This is a genomic window from Pleurocapsa sp. FMAR1, assembly GCF_963665995.1.
In the GTDB taxonomy this organism is placed as follows: domain Bacteria; phylum Cyanobacteriota; class Cyanobacteriia; order Cyanobacteriales; family Xenococcaceae; genus Waterburya.
Map to the genome: position 1 here is coordinate 4,770,556 of NZ_OY762512.1, position 22,045 is coordinate 4,792,600.

16 protein-coding genes, 1 tRNA gene and 1 pseudogene are annotated in these 22,045 nt (G+C 39.8%); 7 read left to right on the forward strand and 11 right to left on the reverse strand.

What is annotated here, in order from left to right:
• Positions 1 to 430: 430 nt before the first annotated feature.
• The 4 genes from dacB to SLP02_RS23185 all read left to right on the forward strand — a co-directional run bounded on the left by dacB (position 431) and on the right by SLP02_RS23185 (position 3,851).
• Positions 431 to 1,315, forward strand: a complete 885-nt coding sequence (gene dacB / locus SLP02_RS23170) for a D-alanyl-D-alanine carboxypeptidase/D-alanyl-D-alanine endopeptidase (protein WP_319423087.1) — start codon at positions 431 to 433, stop codon at positions 1,313 to 1,315.
• A gap of 128 nt (positions 1,316 to 1,443) precedes the next feature.
• Positions 1,444 to 1,791, forward strand: a complete 348-nt coding sequence (locus SLP02_RS23175; RefSeq protein WP_319423088.1) for a hypothetical protein — start codon at positions 1,444 to 1,446, stop codon at positions 1,789 to 1,791.
• A 63-nt stretch (positions 1,792 to 1,854) separates the two neighbouring features.
• A complete protein-coding gene (locus tag SLP02_RS23180) occupies positions 1,855 to 3,366 on the forward strand; it encodes a stress-responsive protein Ycf46 (protein ID WP_319423089.1) in 1,512 nt (503 codons plus the stop codon).
• 134 nt (positions 3,367 to 3,500) lie between these two features.
• Positions 3,501 to 3,851, forward strand: coding sequence for a DUF1257 domain-containing protein (locus tag SLP02_RS23185; RefSeq protein ID WP_319423090.1), 351 nt, complete (start codon positions 3,501 to 3,503; stop codon positions 3,849 to 3,851).
• Between the two features lie 74 nt (positions 3,852 to 3,925).
• On the opposite strand, the gene SLP02_RS23190 is transcribed toward SLP02_RS23185, so the two are convergent.
• Positions 3,926 to 4,282, reverse strand: a complete 357-nt coding sequence (locus tag SLP02_RS23190; RefSeq protein ID WP_319423091.1) for a phage holin family protein — start codon at positions 4,280 to 4,282, stop codon at positions 3,926 to 3,928.
• A gap of 527 nt (positions 4,283 to 4,809) precedes the next feature.
• Here SLP02_RS23190 and SLP02_RS23195 point away from each other — a divergent pair.
• Positions 4,810 to 6,252: a cytochrome ubiquinol oxidase subunit I gene (locus SLP02_RS23195; RefSeq protein ID WP_319423092.1), complete on the forward strand. Its 1,443-nt coding sequence runs from the start codon at positions 4,810 to 4,812 to the stop codon at positions 6,250 to 6,252.
• Positions 6,253 to 6,442: 190 nt separating this feature from the next.
• Here the strand turns inward: SLP02_RS23195 and SLP02_RS23200 are convergent.
• Positions 6,443 to 6,514: transfer RNA gene (locus SLP02_RS23200), tRNA-Asn, on the reverse strand.
• Between the two features lie 145 nt (positions 6,515 to 6,659).
• Here SLP02_RS23200 and SLP02_RS23205 point away from each other — a divergent pair.
• Positions 6,660 to 7,136, forward strand: a complete 477-nt coding sequence (locus SLP02_RS23205) for a hypothetical protein (protein WP_319423093.1) — start codon at positions 6,660 to 6,662, stop codon at positions 7,134 to 7,136.
• A gap of 45 nt (positions 7,137 to 7,181) precedes the next feature.
• On the opposite strand, the gene lysS is transcribed toward SLP02_RS23205, so the two are convergent.
• The gene (gene lysS / locus SLP02_RS23210) at positions 7,182 to 8,909 is read right to left on the reverse strand and encodes a lysine--tRNA ligase (RefSeq protein WP_319423094.1); all 1,728 of its coding nucleotides are present in this window, start codon (positions 8,907 to 8,909) and stop codon (positions 7,182 to 7,184) included.
• 280 nt (positions 8,910 to 9,189) lie between these two features.
• Positions 9,190 to 11,115 (reverse strand): ABC-F family ATP-binding cassette domain-containing protein, encoded by a 1,926-nt coding sequence (locus SLP02_RS23215; protein WP_319423095.1) that lies wholly within the window; start codon positions 11,113 to 11,115, stop codon positions 9,190 to 9,192.
• A 132-nt stretch (positions 11,116 to 11,247) separates the two neighbouring features.
• On the opposite strand from SLP02_RS23215, the gene SLP02_RS23220 reads away from it, so the two are divergent.
• Complete coding sequence (locus SLP02_RS23220; RefSeq protein WP_319423096.1) at positions 11,248 to 11,922, forward strand: glycerophosphodiester phosphodiesterase; 675 nt, start codon at positions 11,248 to 11,250, stop codon at positions 11,920 to 11,922.
• 235 nt (positions 11,923 to 12,157) lie between these two features.
• Here the strand turns inward: SLP02_RS23220 and SLP02_RS23225 are convergent.
• The 7 genes and pseudogenes from SLP02_RS23225 to SLP02_RS23255 all read right to left on the reverse strand — a co-directional run bounded on the left by SLP02_RS23225 (position 12,158) and on the right by SLP02_RS23255 (position 21,988).
• Positions 12,158 to 13,109: pseudogene (locus SLP02_RS23225) on the reverse strand (IS630 family transposase).
• A gap of 407 nt (positions 13,110 to 13,516) precedes the next feature.
• Positions 13,517 to 14,842, reverse strand: coding sequence for an MFS transporter (locus SLP02_RS23230; RefSeq protein ID WP_319423097.1), 1,326 nt, complete (start codon positions 14,840 to 14,842; stop codon positions 13,517 to 13,519).
• A 177-nt stretch (positions 14,843 to 15,019) separates the two neighbouring features.
• A complete protein-coding gene (locus tag SLP02_RS23235; RefSeq protein WP_319423098.1) occupies positions 15,020 to 15,826 on the reverse strand; it encodes an alpha/beta fold hydrolase in 807 nt (268 codons plus the stop codon).
• A 157-nt stretch (positions 15,827 to 15,983) separates the two neighbouring features.
• Positions 15,984 to 17,168 carry an aspartate aminotransferase gene (locus tag SLP02_RS23240; protein WP_319423099.1) on the reverse strand — a complete coding sequence of 395 codons (1,185 nt, stop codon included), beginning with the start codon at positions 17,166 to 17,168 and terminating at the stop codon, positions 15,984 to 15,986.
• An 85-nt stretch (positions 17,169 to 17,253) separates the two neighbouring features.
• On the reverse strand, positions 17,254 to 18,702 hold the full coding sequence (locus SLP02_RS23245; protein WP_319423100.1) for a folate/biopterin family MFS transporter: 1,449 nt from the start codon (positions 18,700 to 18,702) through the stop codon (positions 17,254 to 17,256).
• A 253-nt stretch (positions 18,703 to 18,955) separates the two neighbouring features.
• On the reverse strand, positions 18,956 to 20,983 hold the full coding sequence (locus SLP02_RS23250) for an NAD(P)H-quinone oxidoreductase subunit 5 (RefSeq protein ID WP_319423101.1): 2,028 nt from the start codon (positions 20,981 to 20,983) through the stop codon (positions 18,956 to 18,958).
• 174 nt (positions 20,984 to 21,157) lie between these two features.
• Complete coding sequence (locus tag SLP02_RS23255) at positions 21,158 to 21,988, reverse strand: class I SAM-dependent methyltransferase (RefSeq protein ID WP_319423102.1); 831 nt, start codon at positions 21,986 to 21,988, stop codon at positions 21,158 to 21,160.
• Positions 21,989 to 22,045: the final 57 nt, after the last annotated feature.

The following is a 22,045-nucleotide window of genomic DNA, read 5'->3' on the forward strand; positions in this document are numbered from 1 at the left end:
GTTTTGTAACAACTGCGACATCTCAAATATACAAATATTTCCCCTAATTTGTGAACCCTTTTACAAAAGCTTTGCCAACATCTTCATCAAGCCTATAAATTTGATTTTGATTTGATTGCTTGTATTTATGGTCAAGTAAATGTCTAAATCAGAAAATACAGGTACATTGTCTTGACGAATCTATTATTGATCGATTAAAACCTGGAAAAGAAGATGTTCTCGACTTTCACAATCAGTCTATTCTCCGAAGTGACAACTTGCTTGCCAAACAAGATAATCGATCTTTAAAACTGGATTTACATTGCTATTCAATTATTTAGAGTATCAAAATAACTAGTCGAATCAAGCAGCACTACAATACCACACCTTCTGAGATTTGGCGGTTATTTAAACTGCTTTTTTAGGTTTAACAAAGTTTAACAATCAATCTATGAAATTTATATCTTTGTCTCAATGCGCCTTCTTCTCCGCCAGCTTTCTTAGTTTGACTACTATTTTTTCACTGTTACCTGTTTTTGCTGATACAGCCATTAGTCGTGATAGTTTGAATTCAATTGAGATTCCTGTTACTCTGCCTAGAAATGATACTTCAGGTATTTGCTCTAATCAAATTGAGCCAGTAATCAACCAAATTATTGAACGTCCAGACATTGATAAGGGCAAATGGGCTATTTTAGTTCAATCTTTAGGAGGAACAAATATATATAGTCATAATCCCGATTCTTATATGGTTCCTGCTTCAAATATTAAGCTACTGGTTACTGCTGCTGCTTTACAGAAATTTAGTCTTAACGAGCAAATTGAATCTACGTCCATTCGGGATTGGATTACTGTTACTAACCAGAAAAGTAATAATGCTTATGCAAATGTGCTACTGGCTCACGTAGGTGGCTTCTCTTCGGTTGAGCAAGCTTTAACAAATTTAGGGATTGATGCTAATGGCTATCGTCTGCGGGACGGGTCTGGCTTATCCCATAATAATTTGGCAACCCCCAGAACTCTAGTGTCTACTTTAAGAGCCATGTCTTATGCACGAGGTAATGATGTTTTTTTGGCTTCTCTCCCTGTGGCAGGAATTAGCGGCACTTTAAAAAATCGCTTGCGCCATACTACCGCAGAAGGCACAGTAAGGGCAAAAACTGGAACTCTTAGAGGAGTAAGAGCTTTGTCTGGTTATATCGATCACCCAGAATATGGCACTCTCGTTTTTAGCATCATTACTAATCAATCAACTAGTCAACCTAGTTCTCCTGTTGTTCAAGCGATTGATGATATTGTTTTGAGCTTGAGTACTCTAACTAATTGCCAAGATTAATTTGAGCGAAAGTAGCCTTTATTAAGTTGTGTAACAATATTACCGTCAAACCGTCTTAGCATCTTGACAGAATAATTCTAAGTAGGTAAATTGACATATATACCTGGGTAATTATTAAACATAATGATATGCAAAGTAAGCAGAAAGTAACTCTATATATACCTCCAGAACTGCACAAAAAGTTAAAGATCAAGGCAGCTATAGACACAGAGTCTATGTCGGCTCTTGTAGAGAAGGCGCTCGCTTTTTATATGCAGTATCCTGACAAGATAGAGGAGATAGAAGCTTCAAGCCAGGGAAAAACCCACCAGGTTCATTTTTGTCCAGAATGCGAAGAGCCAATGGTAATGCGAAATGGAAAAGTGATGTCTTTAAATAATCAAGAAGCGGTAGTAAATGATGAAATCGCTCTTAAGGTAACTGGTAAAGCAAAAAGTGCTGACGAATCTAATGAAGAGCTAGTCTCCTGTTTGTAGAGAAGACTAGTTGGTAGCAGTAGGGAAAGGCTATTAAGGAATAAATTTCAGCAGGGTCGAATTATGAAAGAAGAGCTAAATATTCTCGTACAGGCTCAATATCCGTTAATCTACCTCATCACGCCCGAAGAAGAGCGTGCGGAGCAAGCGGTTTCTAAGATCGCAAAGGACAATGCTGAATACAGAAAGGTGTTTGTTTGGACTGTAACTCGCGGAATGGTTGAATATGGTCAGTCGCGTCAGGCAACGCAGCACAATACAGTTTCTCCCGAAGCAGCCATTGAATGGACAATCAGACAAAAAGAGGCAGGGGTTTATATATTTAAAGATTTGCATCCATTTATAGATGGACCAGTTATTACTAGATGGCTAAGAGACGCGATCGCCGATTTTAAAGATTCAGATAAAGTTATTATCTTAATGTCTCCCGTACAGACACTGCCAATAGAATTGGAGAAAGAGGCTGTAGTATTAGACTATCCTTTGCCTAACTTAGCAGAACTTAATCAGGTACTTTCTGCTAGATTGTCTAAAGGCAAGAAAAGCAATATAGATACTGAAACCAGAGAAAAGTTACTCAAAGCTGCCTTGGGTTTGACCAAAGATGAAGCTGAAAAAGTGTACCGTAAGGCACAGGTGAAGGCTGGTCGTTTAACAGAAAGTGAAGTTGACATTGTTCTTTCTGAGAAGAAGCAGTTAATTCGTCGTAACGGAATTTTAGAATATATTGAAGAAGACGAAACTATAAATTCTGTTGGTGGCTTAGAAGAGCTTAAAGGTTGGCTGAGACAACGTTCTAATGCCTTTACAGAAAGAGCTAGAGAATATGGTCTTCCTCAACCCAAAGGAATGCTAATTCTTGGTATTCCTGGCTGTGGTAAATCTTTAATTGCCAAAACTACGTCCCGTCTTTGGGGTCTACCCTTACTACGTTTAGACATGGGTAGAGTTTATGATGGTTCAACGGTTGGTCGCTCTGAAGCTAACCTCCGTAACGCACTTAAGACCGCAGAATCTATTTCTCCTGTAATTTTATTTATTGACGAACTAGATAAAGCTTTTTCAGGCGGTGGAGGTTCAGGCGATTCCGATGGCGGTACTTCTGGGCGCATATTTGGCTCTTTTCTAACCTGGATGCAGGAGAAGAAATCTCCTGTATTTGTTATGGCTACGGCAAATAGGGTAGAAAGATTGCCTGGAGAGTTTTTAAGAAAAGGAAGATTTGACGAAATATTTTTTGTAGATTTACCTAATTCCGCTGAAAGACAAGATATTTTTCAAATTCATCTTGGAAAAAGACGTTCAGATATCACTCGCTTCGATATTGAACAGTTAACCAAGGTATCAGATGGTTTTTCGGGTGCAGAGATTGAGCAAGGGATCATCGCCGCGATGTACGATGCTTTTGCTCAAGACAGGGAGTTTACGCAGTTAGATATTATCGCTGCCATAAAAGCTACCTTACCTCTGTCTCGAACAATGACTGAGCAGGTAACAGCCCTAAGAGATTGGGCTGGGCAAAGAGCCAGACCTGCATCAGCCTCCGTTGCTGAATATCAGCGACTGGAGTTCTAACAGGCTTTCTTCTATGGGTTATTCAAATCCATAGAAGCAGAGGCTAGCAATTGCTAGCAGTTTATAATAATCCGTCAGTGACGGTTATCGATTTTAAAGTTGTTGTTTACTTCTTTTCTACTGGAGAAAATCTTATGTCTCACTTTAGCACTTTACGCACTAAAATCAGCGATGCTGAAATTCTAGTTAGTTCTCTTCGTGATTTAGGTGTTAGTGTTCAAACTAACGCTGACGTTCGCGGTTACAACGGTCAAAGACTACGTGCCGATATCGTTGCTACCCTAGATGGTGAATATGATTTAGGTTGGTCTGAGAATAGTGATGGTACTTTTGATTTGATTGCTGACCTTTGGGGTGTTGCTAAAAAGCACAACCAAACCGAGCTAATCAACTCAATTAACCAAAAGTATGCTGTCAACAAGACTTTGGCTGAAGTAAAACAGCGTGGTTTACAGAATGCAAACGTTAAGTTAGTTCTTCAATAATAATAAGAATTTAATTTAAAGCGCGTTCCCAAGCATTGAGGGTTGACAACACTGTTCAACCCTTTTTTTTGTGCTTAGTTAGATGATTCCGTATTTAAAAAAAGCTGATGAATAATGCTAGATACCACAGTTAAAACAATTGAACCAAATACAGCAGGAAAAAACCCAGCTATGGTCAAGCCTGGAGTTAAATAACTGACTAACCCTAAAGCGATCGCATTTACTACCAGAAGGAACAATCCCAGAGTCAAAATTGTTAGAGGTAGGGTTAGCAAAACCAGTATCGGTTTGACAATGGCATTCACTAATCCTAGTATCGCTGCTCCAAATATCGCCGAGGAAAAGCTTACTACAGCAAAGCCAGGGACAACAAACGCGGTAATAATCAGTGAAACGGCTGTCGCTAGCCACGTTAGCAGAAATTGCAACATTTGTTTAATTGTCTAAAATAGTAAAGGTATTAAATCACCTCAATATTAATAAATTCTGGTTATCTATTTCCACCAGTAATAGTTCGGTATTTCAGGGCAACTTTGGTGCGAAAACTCACATTGACATCCCCAGCGTGTTGTTCTAGTTGCAAGAAAGGCGTTGGTTTTGCTTTTCAAAAATAACTAAGTACTTAGTATTTTTAAGATTTTACTTTTAATTAAAATTAATTTGACAACTACGGTAATTAGCGATCGCCTTTACTATTATCGAGCTTGTTATTCTTTAAATAACTCTGAAGCGAATTTTTTAGCAAATTTAAACAGACTCAATGTTTTCGATTGTCGATAAAATGTCTGTAAAACTAATGCTACACAGCTTTTTAAGACAAAAGGGAAAAGACATAATAGCAAAGCTCAACACGACTCGCTACACTAAAACAGATGATTGAAAATCCTGATCGTAATTAAAATTGATGACATCATTTCGTCACAAATTATTAGCTTAATCTATACAAACTAAAGTACTGATGGAATTTTTATCTGATACGGTAGTGTTGTCTCGTTTACAATTTGCTCTCACCGCAATTTTTCATATGTTGTGGCCAGTTTTGACTACAGGTATGGCAATCTACTTAATTGTAGTCGAGGGACTATGGCTAAAAACCCGCAACGAAAACTACTATTATCACGCCCGTTTTTGGTCAAAGCTTTACGTCCTCAATTTTGGCATTGGCGTAGCATCAGGATTGCCAATGGAGTTTGAATTTGGTACTAACTGGGCTCCTTTTTCCCAAGCTGTAGGCGATTTTTTTGGCAGTGTTTTGGGTTTTGAGGCTTCTATGGCATTTGCCTTAGAAGCTGGCTTTTTAGGCATTATGCTGTTTGGCTGGGAACGAGTTCCTCCAGTCATGCACTATTTTGCCACCATTATGGTTGCTATTGGCGCGAATTTATCTATTTTCTGGATTTTGAGCGCGAATTCTTGGCTACAAACCCCAGCAGGGGGAGAGTTTATCGATGGCAATTTTGTAGTCAGCGATTACTTTCAGGCAATTTTTAACCCTTTTATGCTCAATAGTGTTCTCCATATGTTTTTTGCAACGATGGAAACTTCTTTGTTTGTAATTGGGGGCATAAGTGCTTGGTATATTTTAAATCAGCGCAATTCGGAATTTTTTACCCTGTCTTTTAAAATTGTTTTGGCGATCGCCATTGCCGTTACCCCACTGCAACTCTACATTGGACATCTAAGTGGCGAACAAGTTTATCATTATCAGCCTACAAAGCTGGCTGCAATGGAGGCACAGTGGGAAACTATTCCTGCGGGCGAGTCTCCTTCTTGGAGTGCGATCGCCTTACCTAATGATAAGTCAGAACAAAACGACTGGGAAATCTCCATCCCTGGGTTATTGAGCTACATCCTCGAAATTAAACCTCAGCTATCTGAACCTGTTATCGGTTTAAAGGAATATGCCCCAGAAGATCGACCCCACCAAATTGGGTTGATTTATTATGCTTTTCGAGTCATGATTGCGATCGGCTTTCTTTTAGCTGGTTTAATGGCACTGACGGTTTTACAGTGGTTGCGAGGTAAACTGTCCGCCAAGAATATTACCCAACAAAGTTGGTTGCTTAGAAGCTGGGTATTGGCTGCACCTTTGGGCTACATTGCGGTAGAATCGGGCTGGATTGTACGTTGTGTAGGTAGACAACCCTGGACGGTTTATGGAGAGATTCGCACTGTGGATGCAGCTTCTCAAATACCTGCTAGTAATGTTTTAACTTCTTTGATTGCTTTTGCGATCGTCTACAGCATTTTATTTGTTTTTGCTCTTTACTCCGCTAGTCGTATCATTCGTACTGGTCCTAATTTAGACTTATCCATACCAGGAGAGCAAACAACTGGGCAATTAGACACTACCCCTGCCGAATCTATCCCTGATAGTCGTCCCGCAGAAGCACAACAATAAAGGAGCAAAGCTCCTAGCTGTAAGCTATAAGCCAATCAGACAATATTAGACCTCGCCTGATTGCATTATAAGTACATGGACAGAAAGAAGTACAGTTAATTATTACTGACTTTTGACCTCTGACCTCTGACCTCTGACCTCTGACTTTAAGTATCGACGTTGAATTTAATTTTGTCCAACTACTTATATACTCCCCAGGTAGGATTTGAACCTACGACCAATCGATTAACAGTCGACCGCTCTGCCACTGAGCTACTGAGGATTGCTTTAGTAACCATTAGCAATGATAACGAATACTCTTACAATTAGCAAGTTTTCCCAGCAAACTGATTTTGAGTCTACCGATTTGCTTAAGATTGGGTATATCCTAGAAACAAAGTGAGCTTTAGCTACTAGATATTCTCCTCATGCAAGTTAACCGCTACCAAACTGTTTCTCTTTCTCTAATTTCAACAGATTTACCAATCTGGAATGTAATTGAAGCAACTGCATCGTTATATCAAAAAGATCGAGAAAGATTTCATTTATTATTAAACCAGCAAAAACTGCCTCATTCCACTTCGCCTTTTGTTAATCATCAAAGTGAATCTGATCGAGGATTGTTTTGGCTAGAAATATCTCCTTATCGAGTAGTGATGACAATGCAGAGTAGAGGAAAGTTGAGCTATCGACACTTTTGGGAAAGAGGAGTGTATGGCGTGAGTCGATACTGTTTGAATACCGATCTTGAGCAACCAAGTCAATCCTTACGTTTTCGTAATTTTACACGTTACTTGAAAGTAAATAACGATCCTTTTCCTAAAAATTTACGCATTGAATACGAAATATGGTCGGTAAAAGTTCAGTTAGGTTCTTATATTCTGCATCTAGATATTCAGGCTTAGTTTTTTTAGCCATCTCCGCTAGATAAAATTCGCTCTTTACTACAATTAAACTTCACGGTCAAAGCCAAACTTATCTCGAATTTGAGAATTAAAGTATTGACCAACAGAGCTAGTTTCTTTTAGCTCCTTATAAACTGACTCAGGAACATCAGAATACTTATAAACGCTTCCGTTACCAAAGGTAATGCGGAGACTTTGCTTATCTGTATCATAATCAAAGTCTTTGACTACCGTACTTTGATTCTTCAGCAGCGGAAAGGCAATCACATCGCGAATACTGGGAGAGTCGGTAAGCAGCATAACTAAGCGATCTATACCAATGCCTAAACCAGCAGTAGGAGGCATTCCATATTCTAGTGCTGCTAAAAAGTCCTCATCGATATCATTTGCTTCTAAATCCCCTGCTGCTTTCTTGGCTGCTTGAGCCTCTAGTCTCGCTCTTTGATCTAAAGGATCGGTCAACTCCGAGAAGCTATTAGCGGTTTCTCTGCCCACCATAAATAGTTCAAACCTTTCTACCAGCCCAGGCTTATCGCGGTGAGGTTTGGCTAGAGGAGATATTTCTACAGGATAATCGATGACAAAAGTAGGCTGAATTAAAGTGGTTTCTACTTTTTGTTCAAAGGCTTCGTTGAGCAACTTGCCAATGGTTTGACAGTCTGCGGGTACTTCAATTCCTGCGTCTTTGGCTGCGGTTTTAGCTGAGTCAAAATCGGGAAACTGAGCAAAATCTACTCCAGTAGCATCTTCAACAACTTCGTGCATAGTTACTCTGCGCCAAGGAGGAGTTAAATCTATGTCTTGACCTTGATAAGTAACTTTAGTTGTGCCGAGAACTTCTTGCGCTACATCACTAATCATGTTTTCTGTTAACGCCATCATGTCATAATAGTCGGCGTAAGCCTGATAGACCTCAATAGAAGTAAATTCAGGATTATGACGGGTAGACACACCCTCATTGCGAAAGATTCTGCCCATTTCAAACACGCGCTCAAATCCACCTACAATTAGCCTTTTGAGGTGTAATTCTGTAGCGATGCGGAGATATAAATCCATCTCCAAAGTATTGTGATAGGTGATAAAAGGACGAGCTTCTGCACCACCTGCTTCGCTTTGTAAAACTGGGGTTTCAATTTCTAAAAAGTCTCTGGTTTCCAAATAACGACGAATTGCAGCGGTAATCTTGGCTCGAATGCGGAACGTTTGTCTTACCTGGGGGTTAACAATCAGATCTACATAACGCTGACGATAACGCTTCTCTGTATCCGTTAAGCCATGCCATTTATCGGGAAGGGGTAACAAAGATTTAGTCAGAATTTGAAACTCGCTGACATAAACTGAAAGTTCGCCTTTTTCAGTTCTTTTGATTGTACCTTTGACTCCTAAAATATCTCCCGTATCAGACAGCTTTTTTAGATGATTAAATGCCCCCACCAAGTCTTCTGACATGGTGTTGTTGATTCTTTTCTTGTCGAGATAAAGCTGAATTTTGCCTGTTTCGTCTTGCAGTTCAAAAAATGCTAGCTTACCAAAGACACGACGAGCCATAATTCTACCAGCGATCGCAACTCGATCTTCTATTTCCTCTCCACTGGCAAGATCCACATACTTTGACTGTAACTGGGCAGCATGATGACTTGATTCCCATTTATAAGCATAGGGATTTAGTCCTAACTCCTTTATCTGATCTACCTTCTCAATTCTGGTAGCACGAATTTCTTCTAAGTTAGAGGCACTCTGAGGCTTATTGCGGGAATTGTCTTCACTGTTCATCTTTAATACACTGCTTGTTTAATAATCGGTATAGCCATCTAGCTGCCTACCCTGTTGTCTTGCCAATAATTAACTTACCAAACTTTCGCTTCACCTGATACTTATTAAGTGACGTTACGTATTTAATCTGATTGCTGTGACGGAGTGACAGGGTGACGGAGTGACGAGGAGCGTAGTCTAGTTGAACCGTCCCCAAGTCCCCAAGTCCCTAAGTCCCTAAGTCCTTACAAATCGATGAGTGCGTAACATCAGTTATTAAGTGAACCGACACTAACGTTATTTATACTGCTCTTTCGGCTAATTCCAGCCAACGTTCGGTATTAGTATCAATTTCTTCGTTTAAGGTTGCCAATTTCTCTGATAGTTCTTGCACCAAATTAGAATTACTACAGTTAAGAGCTAGATCTTTTTCTAGTTTTTCCTTGTCTGTTTCCATCTGAACAATTTTAGCCTCTAGCTTTTCGTATTCTCTTTTTTCATAATTAGATAGAGATTTGGTTTTTTTATCGCTGGATGTCTTGCTGCTGGTATCTTGAGTTTTATTTACCTGGGGTTTTTCCTGATTTTTTGCTTGTTTTGCTTGTTTTTCTGCTTTCTTTTTATGCTCTAAATAGACAGAATAATTACCAGGATAGTTACGCACTTCTCCCCCAGCCTCGATCGCAAAAATAAATTCTACGGTACGATCTAAAAAGTAGCGATCGTGAGAAACTATAATTACACAACCATTAAAGTTTTCTAAATAGTCTTCTAAGATAGCTAAAGTCTGCACGTCTAGATCGTTAGTTGGTTCATCTAGAATTAAGACGTTGGGAGCTTCCATTAATACCTGTAATAAAAACAGACGACGCTTTTCACCCCCAGAAAGCTTATGTATGGGCGCGTACTGTTGAGCAGGGGGAAAGAGAAACTTCTCTAGCATCATAGACGCGCTGATTTGATCCCCGTTAGCAGTAGTAACGACCTCGGCTACGTCTTTGATATATTCAATGACTCTTTGTTCTTGATTGAGGGCATCCAAGATATTATCTGAATGCTGATCGAAATAGCCAATGTGAATTGTTTTACCAATCTCTATTTTTCCCCGATCTGGCTCAATACGTCCTGTAATAATATTTATTAGGGTAGTCTTGCCTGTACCATTACCGCCGATGATGCCAATGCGATCGCGCGGGGTAAATTCGTAGCTAAAATCTTTAATTAGGGTGCGCCCGTTGTAACCTTTGGTAATATTTTCTAGCTCAATAACTTTTTTGCCGATACGTCTACCAGGAGTATCAATGTCCACTTTGCCTTGAGCTTGTTTAAACTCTTTGTCCTGCATATCGCCAACGCGATCAATGCGAGCTTTTTGCTTAGTGCTGCGAGCTTTTGGACCTTTTTTAAGCCATTCTAGTTCGCGTCTTAATACCCCTTGATGTTTGCGATCGCTGCTGGCAGCAGATTCTTCTTGCAAAGCTTTCTTTTCTAGGTAATAAGAATAATTACCCGCATAGGTAAATAAATCAGCACGGTCGATTTCTAGGATACGAGTAGTAACATTATCCAAGAAATAGCGATCGTGAGTAATTAATAAAATAGCACCACCAAAACGACTCAAGTATTCTTGCAACCACTCTACTGACTCTGCATCAAGATGGTTTGTCGGCTCGTCCATCATCAATAGATCTGGTTCATTAAGCAATGCCGTAGCTAAGGCAATGCGCTTACGATATCCTCCAGAAAGATCTCCTACCCTAGCATCAAAATCTTCAATGCCTAATTTGCTGAGAATAATTTTGGCTTTAGTTTCTAGTTCCCAAGCTCCAAGGGACTCCATTTTCTCGTTGACCGTAGCCAAACGAGCCATTAGCGCATCTAGGTCATTTCCCTTGGCTTGAGCAATCTTGTGGGACAAATCTTCGTATTCCCGTACCAAGCTCATTTGTTCACTGCTATCAGCAAAAATCTGGTCGATCACGCTCAGGTTTTCGTCTACTTCTGGCTGTTGGGGTAAATAAATAATTCTGGCACCGCTTTTCACTAAACGTTGACCACCATCGGTAGGCTCAAATCCTGCAATCATTTTGAGTAAAGTAGACTTACCAGAGCCATTAACCCCAATTAACCCTACTTTGTCATTTGGTTCAATGCTAAAGCTAGCATCCCGCAGTATTTCTTTAATACCGAAATCTTTTTTGATGTTCTGTAGAGTTAAAATGCTCATTTATAATGCTTTTTGTAAAGTAACGACCTTGAGATTTACTAGTTTTGAGCTTTTTAGCTTTAGGTTGGACATCATGTAGCTAGTTTTTAAAGTAGATGCTAACTATTTATTATCCATCATTAATTATCAATCATGCTGTGTATTGGACATCGAGGAGCAATGGGACATGAGCCAGAAAATACGCTGCTGTCTATTAGAAAAGCTTTGGCTTTAGGAGTTGATGCTGTAGAAATCGATGTATATAACGTTGAGGATAACTTAATTGTAATTCACGATCGCACTTTATCAAGGACAACCAACGGCACTGGTTACTTAGAAGAATATAGCTTTGAGCAATTGCGATCGCTTGATGCTGGCAAAGGGGAAAAAATTCCGACTCTACAAGAAGTCTTTGACACCGTAAATCAACAAGCTATTATCAATATTGAATTAAAAGGAAGTAATACCGCCAGGCTAGTTAGCAACTTAATTAGAAAATACATTAACCAGGGATGGAGTGAAACAGACTTTGTAGTTTCCTCTTTCAATCATTATGAATTAATAAAAGCAAAAACGCTTTATCCTGCTCTGAAAACTGGGATGTTAATTTATGGTTTGCCTTGGGAATATCTAAAAATTGCTCAAAAGTTACAGACTGATATAGTTATTGCTGGTTTGGATTTTGTGACCCCAGACTTAGTAAACTCTATACATCAGCAAAACTTGTTGGCTTGGGTTTACACTGTTAATGAGCCTACTGATATTAGTCGTATGCAGGAATTAAAAGTAGATGGCATATTTACTAATTATCCTGAACAAGTTGTTTAAAAGTTTCTAGTTGAATACTTTATCGGCTCTTCTCTAGTGAAGCGATCGCTTCATAAATGCAGTCACTTCAACAGCGTGGTTGGACAAAAGGCTTCTTGCTACTTAAAACAGTTAACTGAAGAACTACAGGTTTCAACAAGTGCGGGGAATAGCGCAACAGCCTTGCAGGAGTGTCAGTTGCGGCTCACGCCTTACTCTCCGCAGACGAACGAAGGACTTGTCCTCACGTATAGCATTACGCATATACGTTAGGACATTTTTTGAAAGCTGTATCAACACATTCTCTAACAGTCTCAAATTCTTTAACTCTCTGCTTCATCCAAGTTTTGAGAACCGACCACCAACGCTCTATCTTGTTTAGATCGGCAGAATAAGAGGGCAAATACCAAATCTGGCACCCTGCTTCTTCTACTATTTCTTGAATACTTTGTCCTTTATGAAAAGTAGCATTATCAATAATAATGATATTTCCAGGTTGAAGTTGAGGAATCAAACTTTCTTTAAGCCATGTCTCAAATAAATCTCGATTACATGACCCTTCAAAAGTTAACGGAGCAAACACTTTTCCTTCTTTGAATGCAGCAATCCAACTTACTCTCTCATTTCTTTTACCAGATTTGAGTGCCTAACATCTTTCTCCTTTGGGGCTATAACCATAGGGATAATCGTCTCGGTTATCGAATCCTGCTTCATCCACATAAACTAGGTTATTTGCCTGTTGATGTTTTAGTTGCTCTTGAAATTCTTTTCTTTTCTCTTCATCTGTTTCTTGATATCCGTAAGTTTGTCTTGGTCAGCGTACATGCGGGCAAGCCCTTTGTCTTGCGCCTGTCGGCGACGCGGGGTCTGACCGCTTTTTTTCTGGTTATGCCTAACTTTTTAATTCCATCACTAATATTTTGCTGGGTAAGATTCTCTCCCCACAAATCTGCCATTTGCTGTTGTGTCTTATCTTTATGTTGTTTAACAAACTGTTTGAATCTCTCTAAATCCTGAATTTTTCGCTCTTCTCTGGTGGGACGCTCGGCGACCGCTTTAAAGTCTCCTGTTTCTTGTTCTCTTTTCAGCCATAGGTCTAAGGTGTTACGGCTTATTTTCATCAATCGACAAATAGTTCTCTTCTTTTCACCTCTAGAACAGGCATCTACGGCTTTTTTTCTTAAATCGTAGCTATAGGGAGCAGGCATTATTTTTCGGTTTTGGCGAGCGCTTTGATTTTAGCTAATTTTGTCCTAACCTAGCCACGTATTGCTATATAATGCAGGGTTCGCGACTCAGTATCAGTTGAAAATGTCCTAACATTTTCGCGTATTGCTATATAATGCAGGGTTTCAAGAACAGGGGTACTAAGACAGTTACGTTATACCCGTTGTCTCAGTGAAGCGATCGTGACTTGATCCCAGACAGAAACCGCCAAAATCTTCACCTAAAGTAGTTTAAGTTAAAGAGATATTTACTGACTGTACGTCAAGCAGTATGGCTTATTTTACAAAGCAAAGTGAATCTGAAATTAAGATAATTGAACTGTTAAAGAAACAACATCTTGAACTAAATACTGGGATTGAGTCATCAAAGTAGAAATTAGCTGAAATAGCTAGGCTATTGTGGTGTTTGTATTCGCAAATTGATTGCGATCGGGTAATTCTGTTTCTAAATGTCGTAGACGGGGTTGACGATAGGCGATCGCAACTATAAGCACATTAACAATTCCCAACAAGACCAATAATAACGTCACTCCTTGACCCATACCTGTGTTGACAAATTTGCCAAGTATTTGGGCAAACACTCCGCCTTTAGCCATCAACGGATTGAAAACATTATCTACTAAAGGCCCTGCCAATAAATAAGCACCAATAGCCAGGGATCTTTCTAAAGTCTGCTGCAAAGCAAAGACCCTCCCTTGCAAACGACTAGGAACTTTACTCTGCCAAATTGCCTGATTACAGCTAACGATAATTGGCTGAGAGAATAAATAGCCAAAAATACCAATTGCCAGAACAAAAGGCGATATTTTCATCCCGCCAATTAAAATAATTACGCTTTGTAATCCTGCAAAACAGATAATTGCTCTAACGCGGTTCTTAGGACCAGACCAAACGCTCATCAACACGCTGCCCAAAAGCATCCCGCAACCCCCAATAGAAAGCACAAACCCCAATTCATCAGTAGAATTTGGTTGGTAGAGCAAAGGCCAGAGAACAACTTCTAAGATTCCCATACTAAAGTAGCTAATGGAAATAAAACTAACCAAACGGATTAAACCAGGTCTGAGAACGATATAGTTCCAGCCAGCTAGGGCATCAGAAATTACTTGATGGACAACTTTTCTTTTAGCTTTAGTGCGTCGTTTGAATTCGGGAAATTTAACGCTAATTAGAGTGATGATGGCAATTATAAATGTAACAATATCTATAGATAAAATTGTTTTTAGACTAAAAAACTTCATCAGCAAACCAGCGATCGCTGGAGCTGCAATTTTGGCGATCGCAAAAGATGCCTGAACCATACCATTGGCACGACTCAAATTTTTAGCTGGTACTAGCTGGGTAATTGAGGCTGTATAAGCAGGCTGCTGAAAAGCACTCAGACTAGAAGAAATTATCAGAACAAGATAGATCTGCCAAATCGCCAAGGAATTTGACCAAACTAATAAAAGCACCCCCAAGGTTACTATTCCCGTTCCCAAATCACTCATGATCATAGCGTAACGACGATTCCAGCGGTCGACTAAAACCCCCGCCAAGGGAGAAATAATCACCTTGGGAAGATACATGAAAAATATAGTTAGGGCGAATTGAGTGATTGTCCCTGTATCTTGATAGGTCTGATCGAGGATCCAAAATGCTAAAGCAAACTCGGTTAATTTAGAACCTAGTAATGAGATAACTTGACCAATCCAGATTACGAAAAAAGTTTGCATATAATATTAAACATAGGATTACAACGGTATTCAGTCGATATAAGCAAATTTAATAAACTTACGCTAGTAATGATAAATGCTAGCAGCTAATAATTACGTTTATAGAAAGTTTAAATAGTATACCTTAGCTATCTTTGTGTAACAAAAGCTAGTCAAATCAAAACAGCAATACAGCTATTAAGTAAAGTTTTGCCCCAGCCATTGCTGAATATCTTTTAAAACTAGGTCTGGGATTTCCCAGGGGAAAAGATGAGCAACCTGGGGATAGTTTATATAGTGACAGTTTTGGAGATACTGGGCAGTTTTTTGACTAGCGTTGGCGGTAATATGGCGATCGCCTTCTCCTGATAGCATTAAACAAGGAACTTCTATTTGGTGTATGTCTTCTAGGCGATTGTAACCCTGTCGAATTGCGGTAGACAAAGCTATATCTGCTGCTTTTGATGTTTGAAAGTAAGCTGGTACTGCTTCGGTGGCTAAATAATAGTACGATTCTGGAGCATGATTACTAATTAAATAACGAAAAAGCGATCGCTTGCAAAAGGTATCTATATTCCATTGCCAACCTGGTTTGATGTAGTTGACGATTCCTCCAATACCAGTAAATAGCTGATCTTGCCAAGTAGGTTGAGGATGGCTGCTAAGGGGATGTGCAGCAGTAGCAATGAGAATTATGCCCTTAAACCTTTCGGGCATAGCTAAAGCCAATTCCAGAGCCAGAATACCTCCAAGAGACCAACCTAAGAGTAAACAGCTATCTATATTATATTTGTCTAGTAAGGCAGTGAGATCTATTATGTGATCCTGCATCTTAAAGCTTTGTTTACAGCGGCTTTTGCCATAGCCACGCAGATCGGGAGCAATTGTTTGATACTGCCGAGAAAGATAATTGGTAAATACAGACATACTAGCAGATGAACCAGGATGACCGTGTAAACAAAGAATAGGAGTTCCTTTTCCTTTAATTTCTGTATTTAAATCCATTTAAAATCCATAATAAGCTGGAGATAAATTAATTTTGATAAAATTGTTAATTGCGAGACAGTTACGTTGCGGGTCTGTGACCCGTTGCGAGACAAAACCGTTGCGGGGGTTCCCCCCGTTGAGGTTATTGTCGAGGGCGAGTAAACTGTCGAGGTTGTTAATTGTAAGTAATTCCTGCTTTTTTAAAGCGATTCAAGACTTCTCCCAGGCGATCGCAATCGGCAATTAGACTAATTCTAACGTAGCCTTCCCCTCCGTCTCCAAAGGCGTTGCCAGGAGTAATAACTACACCTGTTTGCTGCAATACATCAAGAGCAAATTCCGTTGAACCTTTGCCTACAGGCGTTTTTATCCAAAGATACATGGTTGCCTTAGAAGGAGGAATTTGCCAGCCTAATTCTCCTAGTCCTTTGATTAGAAAATCGCGTCTAGTACTATAACGATGCTGCACATTTTTGATATATTCATCGGGTAACTGAAGAGCGGTTTCTGCTGCCTTTTGGACTGCGGAGAAGATACCGTAGTCGAGATTTGTTTTAAGAGTTCGTAAACCCTGAATAATATCGGAGTTACCCACTACAAAACCTACACGCCAACCAGCCATATTGTAGGTTTTAGATAAAGTATGAAACTCAACCCCAATCTCTTTTGCTCCTGGTATTTCTAATAGCGACGTAGGCTGATAACCATCAAAAGCTAATTCGGCATAGCAAAGATCGTGAACTAATAATATCTCGTAGTGACGCGCAAACTTGACTACTTCCTCAAAAAATTCCCGTGGTGCAGTAGCGGTAGTTGGATTATTAGGATAGTTAAAATAAAGAATTTTGGCTTTTTGAGCGACATCTTCAGGAATAGAATTCAAATCAATTAGCCAATCTTGCTCTGCTGACAATTGTATTTGCTGAATCTTGGCTCCTGCAATTAATGGCCCGCGAAAATGTGCAGGATAGGAAGGACTGGGAACCAGGATAATATCTCCAGGATTGACGTAAGCCATTGCTAAATGACCTAAACCCTCTTTTGAACCAATTAAAGGCAGTGCTTCGCTATCGGGACTTAGTTCGACTCCATAGCAACGGTGATACCAATCCGTAATTGCTTGACGGAAACTAGCCGTACCTTCAAAAGGTGGATAGCCGTGATTGAGTGGATCTTGCAAAGCAGCGATCGCAGCATCAATTATAGGTTGAGGTGCTGCACCATCAGGATTACCCATGCCTAAATCGATTAAGTCTAGTCCTTGTTCTCTAGCACGGACTTTTAATTCGTCTAAACGGGCAAATACATAAGGAGGTAAGGCACTTAAACGCTCGGCTCGGCTAATCCAATCTAAACTCATATTCACAGCTAACAGTTGATTTAGCTTTTTATTCTCTCATTAATTGTTAGACACAACTTGGAAGGTTTTAAAATTTAGCAGATATTTAATCGTGTTTTTTTTCTAAACCTTGATCTATTGCAAATTCAGGTACAAGATTGGGTGTAATGCCAGATTCGGCTAACCCTCCTGCGCTATGAATAGGAGCTTCCCCAGGAGCTAGTTTTTTGGCTGATTCTGCTTGAGGATCTCCTGAAGGTAGCCAACCTAAAAACGGCAGTGGCAGCAGGGTAGACAGATTGGTAATAGTTACTAATAACCAAAGCTGATCGAAGTTGTTTTCTGTAATTCCTAGCCAAGCGGTAAGTAATGCACCTAATTCATGGGATAACAACCCCGATAAATTCCAAATAGACATCAAAAGAGCAAATAAAGTTGCTTCAACTCCTTCAGGACAAAGACGAGCCGATAATACTAATACAGGCATCCAGGTAATTTGCCCAACAACGGTTAAAATCAGACTATCTCCTAGACTAAACCAGCGATCGTCGATGCCTAAAGCACGATTAGTATGAGTTACGAGCAATAGGGTTGTCATTCCCAAAACTGCTGCAATAACTGTACTCCAACCCAAAATCTTTCTAAAGGGTACGGTTTTTAAATAACGTTGAAACAGAAAAATGCCGATTAGAGAAGCAAAGCTGGTGACTAGACGTATTCTACCGAGAAATTCTGGCTCAAATCCTAATTCGTTGGTGCTAAAAAAGAAAAATGCTGAATCAGCAGTAGGAGTGGCTTGCCAACAAAATAGAAAAGCAATGGGTAGCCATATTTGCTTTTGTTTAATTGCACCCCATAGCTGTGTGATTTGCTCTTTTACAGGAGAGATTTTTGGCTCAGAATCATCTTTGGTAATCTTTTCTTCTGCAATGAGCCAGGCTACGGAAGAAATAATTAAGGGAAAACTGGCGGTAATTTCAAATATTTGATTGCTGCTGAGATGCTGTAATAATAATCCACTAAAATAAGCTGTTAACAACCCTCCTAAAGCAGAAAATCCCCAGGACAGTGACTGTAGCGATCCTGATTTAGATAAAGATTCTTCTCTAGCTCTCTCAACGATTAAGGAATCGACGATCACATCACTGATTGCTACAGAAAGAGAGGTTAATAAAATTACTATAGTTGCTGTCCAAGCACTATCAACTAAAGTAGCTAAAGCCAACCAGGATATAGTGCCTAAAAATCCTGATAGTATTAGGTAGGGGCGACGACGATAGCCCAAAATGGGTAAACCATCAGATATAAAGCCAAACAGTGGTTTGATAATCCAAGGTAGAGAGGCAATACCCGTTAAGGCTGCAACTTCAGCAGGGGTTAAACCCAAATCGTCCTTGAGAAAAAAGCTAACGGCTAAACGAGCTAATCCCAATATTCCTTGAACAAAGTAAACCGTAAGGATGGCAAATAATTCTGGAGTTGGTTCATTGCCAAACAGAATTTTCTCTTTTAGTAGTTTCTTTAAGCTCTTGAATTCAGAGGAATCAGCAATCATGTATTTTATTAAAGTTTTATAACTACAGTTTAATAATAAGCAATAATACTTGCAACAATCGTTTCTCTTTGAGGCTGAATTCTAAAAATAGTGTTCAAACATCAGAAAAAAATTAGTCGAATATACATAGCTGGTATGGCTATAGTCATAAGTGTAAGTTAACTCAACATATTAAAAAAGCGATCGCTCTTCTCAAAAAAAAGCGATCGCTTTACACTAAGACTTGCCAAATTAATTAGAGGCTAAAAGCTAATTAGGCAACACTAAAAACAATAACAAATCCTAAAACTGCGCCAAAAACAATCAGGGCGTAGAATTGAGCGCGACCATTTTCTAGGTACTTTAAGCCCTCTCCACTGAGGACAGCAGCTAAACCAGTTAGGTTAACAGCACCATCAACTACGCGGTAATCTACCTCCATAATTTGTCTGGCTAGACGACGGATACCCATAACAAAGACTTTGTGATAAAGGTCATCGAAATACCATTTATTGAGGGAGAAACGATAGAGGGTAGGAACTTTTTTGGCGATCGCACTAGGATCGATTTTTTTCGTACGATACATTAACAGTGCCACGATAATTCCCGTTACGGCGATCGCCACAGACAACCCTGCCATAATCAGAAATTCATTCCAGTCAAAAGCGTGTTCGGCTGCGCCTGCTACTATTTCGCTTGGGGCGTGAATAAACTCTTCAAAGTAATTCTCCCAAGGGCGACCAAGCAAACCTATACCAATCGAAGGTATGGCTAAAACCAGCAGAGGTAATGCCATCGTTAGAGGAGATTCATGGGGATATTCACTATGTCCATGACTGTCGCCTTCTTTGGTATCCATTGCCCCAGGACCAAAAGCCATTCCTGCTTCAGACATCAACTGTTGTTTGACAGCATCATCGTTACCACGAAACTCACCTTCAAAGGTCATAAAGTACATACGGAACATATAAAAGGCAGTTAAACCAGCCGTAGCCCAACCGATAAACCAGAGGGCGGGATTGGCTTCAAAAGCCTGTCCTAAGATTTCGTCTTTTGACCAAAAACCTGCAAAAGGAGGAATCCCGCAGATAGCTAAATTACCGACGAAAAAAGCACCAGCGGTGATGGGCATATACTTTCTTAAGCCACCCATAAGACGCATATCTTGAGCCAGCAAAGGATTATGTCCTACTACATCTTCCATGCCGTGAATTACCGAACCAGAACAAAGGAACAGCATGGCTTTAAAATAAGCATGAGTCATTAGGTGGAATAAACCAGCACTATATGAACCGATACCCATTGCCATAACCATGTAGCCTAACTGAGAAACGGTGGAGTATGCCAAACCCTTTTTAATATCGTTTTGGCTTAAAGCAATACTTGCGCCAAGGAATGCCGTAAATGCCCCAGTCCAGGCGATAACTTCCATAGCTACAGGCACATTTTCAAAAACGGGATACATCCGCGCAATTAAAAACACTCCCGCAGCAACCATAGTGGCAGCGTGAATCAGTGCCGAGATGGGAGTAGGTCCTTCCATCGCGTCTGGTAGCCAAACGTGAAGGGGAAACTGAGCCGATTTAGCTACGGGACCTAAAAAGACCAAGATGGCAAATAAGGTGGCAAGGAACGCGCTAATAGCCCCAGAAGAAACCAATTCTCCCAGGCGATCGCCCATTAGGCCAAATTCAAAGCTGCCTGTTGCCCAATATAAGCCCAGCATTCCTAGCAATAAGCCAAAGTCACCGACGCGGTTAGTTACAAATGCTTTTTGACAGGCATCCGCTGCGGGTTGCTTTTCAAACCAAAAACCAATCAGGAGATAAGAACACATCCCCACTAGTTCCCAGAAGATGTATATTTGGACTAAGTTAGGACTAATCACTAATCCCAGCATAGAAGAGCTAAATATACTCAAATAGGCGTAAAAGCGCACGTAGCCAGGATCGTGAGCCATATAGCCATCGGTATAAATCATCACCAGAAAAGCTACGGTGGTCACGATTACCAGCATCAAAGCACTGAGATGATCGATGGTATAACCCATTGAAAGATGAAAATCTCCCGCCGAAGCCCACTCAATAGTGCGAGTAAAGGCTTCATGTCCATGAATTTGACTCCAGAGAATGGCAAAAGACAATACCATTGTTGCTCCAAGGATGGAGACAATAAAGACGGCAACTATCTGACGCAGATTGTTAGTTGCCTTGTTTAGGGAAATTAAACCAATCCCTACCAACATCGCCCCCAATAGAGGCAGTACGGGAATTAGCCAGGCATATTGATAAAGCGGTTCCATGTTTAGATCTAAGTGTAAATTGCTTAACTACTTTGATGAGTAACGCTAATTATTGTTACACACACGATTCTTTTAGGATATGTTTATAGATTACTTATTACTGCTTACTAAGTACATACAAGTCCCTTCTAATTACTTAATGAGCATTGGAATATTGCTAATAATATCTATAATTTATTTATCCATCCTACGGGCGATCGCCGATCTGCGTGCTTTAACATACAAATTTGTAGCAACTTGCCACTCTCCATGTTCTGCAATCAATTGGTCAACAGCTTTTTTGTATTCAGCCTGTAATAATTCTTTTTGTTCTGCGGATAAATTTGATAAAGGATTACCTTTGGGGTAAAATTCTTGCTCAATCCTTACAGAATCGTAATTTTTGTCAAGCTTATATTTGTTGTATTGGTGACTTTCAATCTCAATATTTTGAAAACCAGACTGTTGTAATAATAAACGGCATTTTTCAGAAGTCCACAGAGGTAGAATTAAATGAGGTAAATTGATGCCAAATAAATCTTGACAGACTTTAACTTTAATTTCTGCCAAGTAAGATGTTCGATCGGGAGTGTTAAAAGCAAGGCATCCTCTAGGCTTGAGCCAGTTATAGCACTTATTAACAATTGCCGAAATATCGTTAAAATAAACAATTGCCGAAGAGCAGAAAATAGTGTCAAACTGTTCTGCTTGAAAATTAATTGACTCTACATCCGCTTCAATTAATTCCAAATTGTATATTCTCTCGGCTGCAATTTTCTTTTTAGCTTGAGCTAACATACCTGATGATATATCAACACCAATCACAGAGCCTTGAGCTACTTTATTAGCAGCAGGAATTGCAACCAAACCTGTCCCCGTAGCAAGATCGAGAATAGTCTGTCCAGATTTGGGAGGCATATATGCTAATAAACGCTCTGCTTCTTTTGAATGAATATCTCCTTCATCATCGTATGTGGTTCGCTGATTAAAAGAATCAATTACCTTTTGCTTATAATCTTCTGCCATTACTTTTCTGGTTGCCAGTTGCTACGATATGAAAATTTCTTAACCCTAGCATGAGCA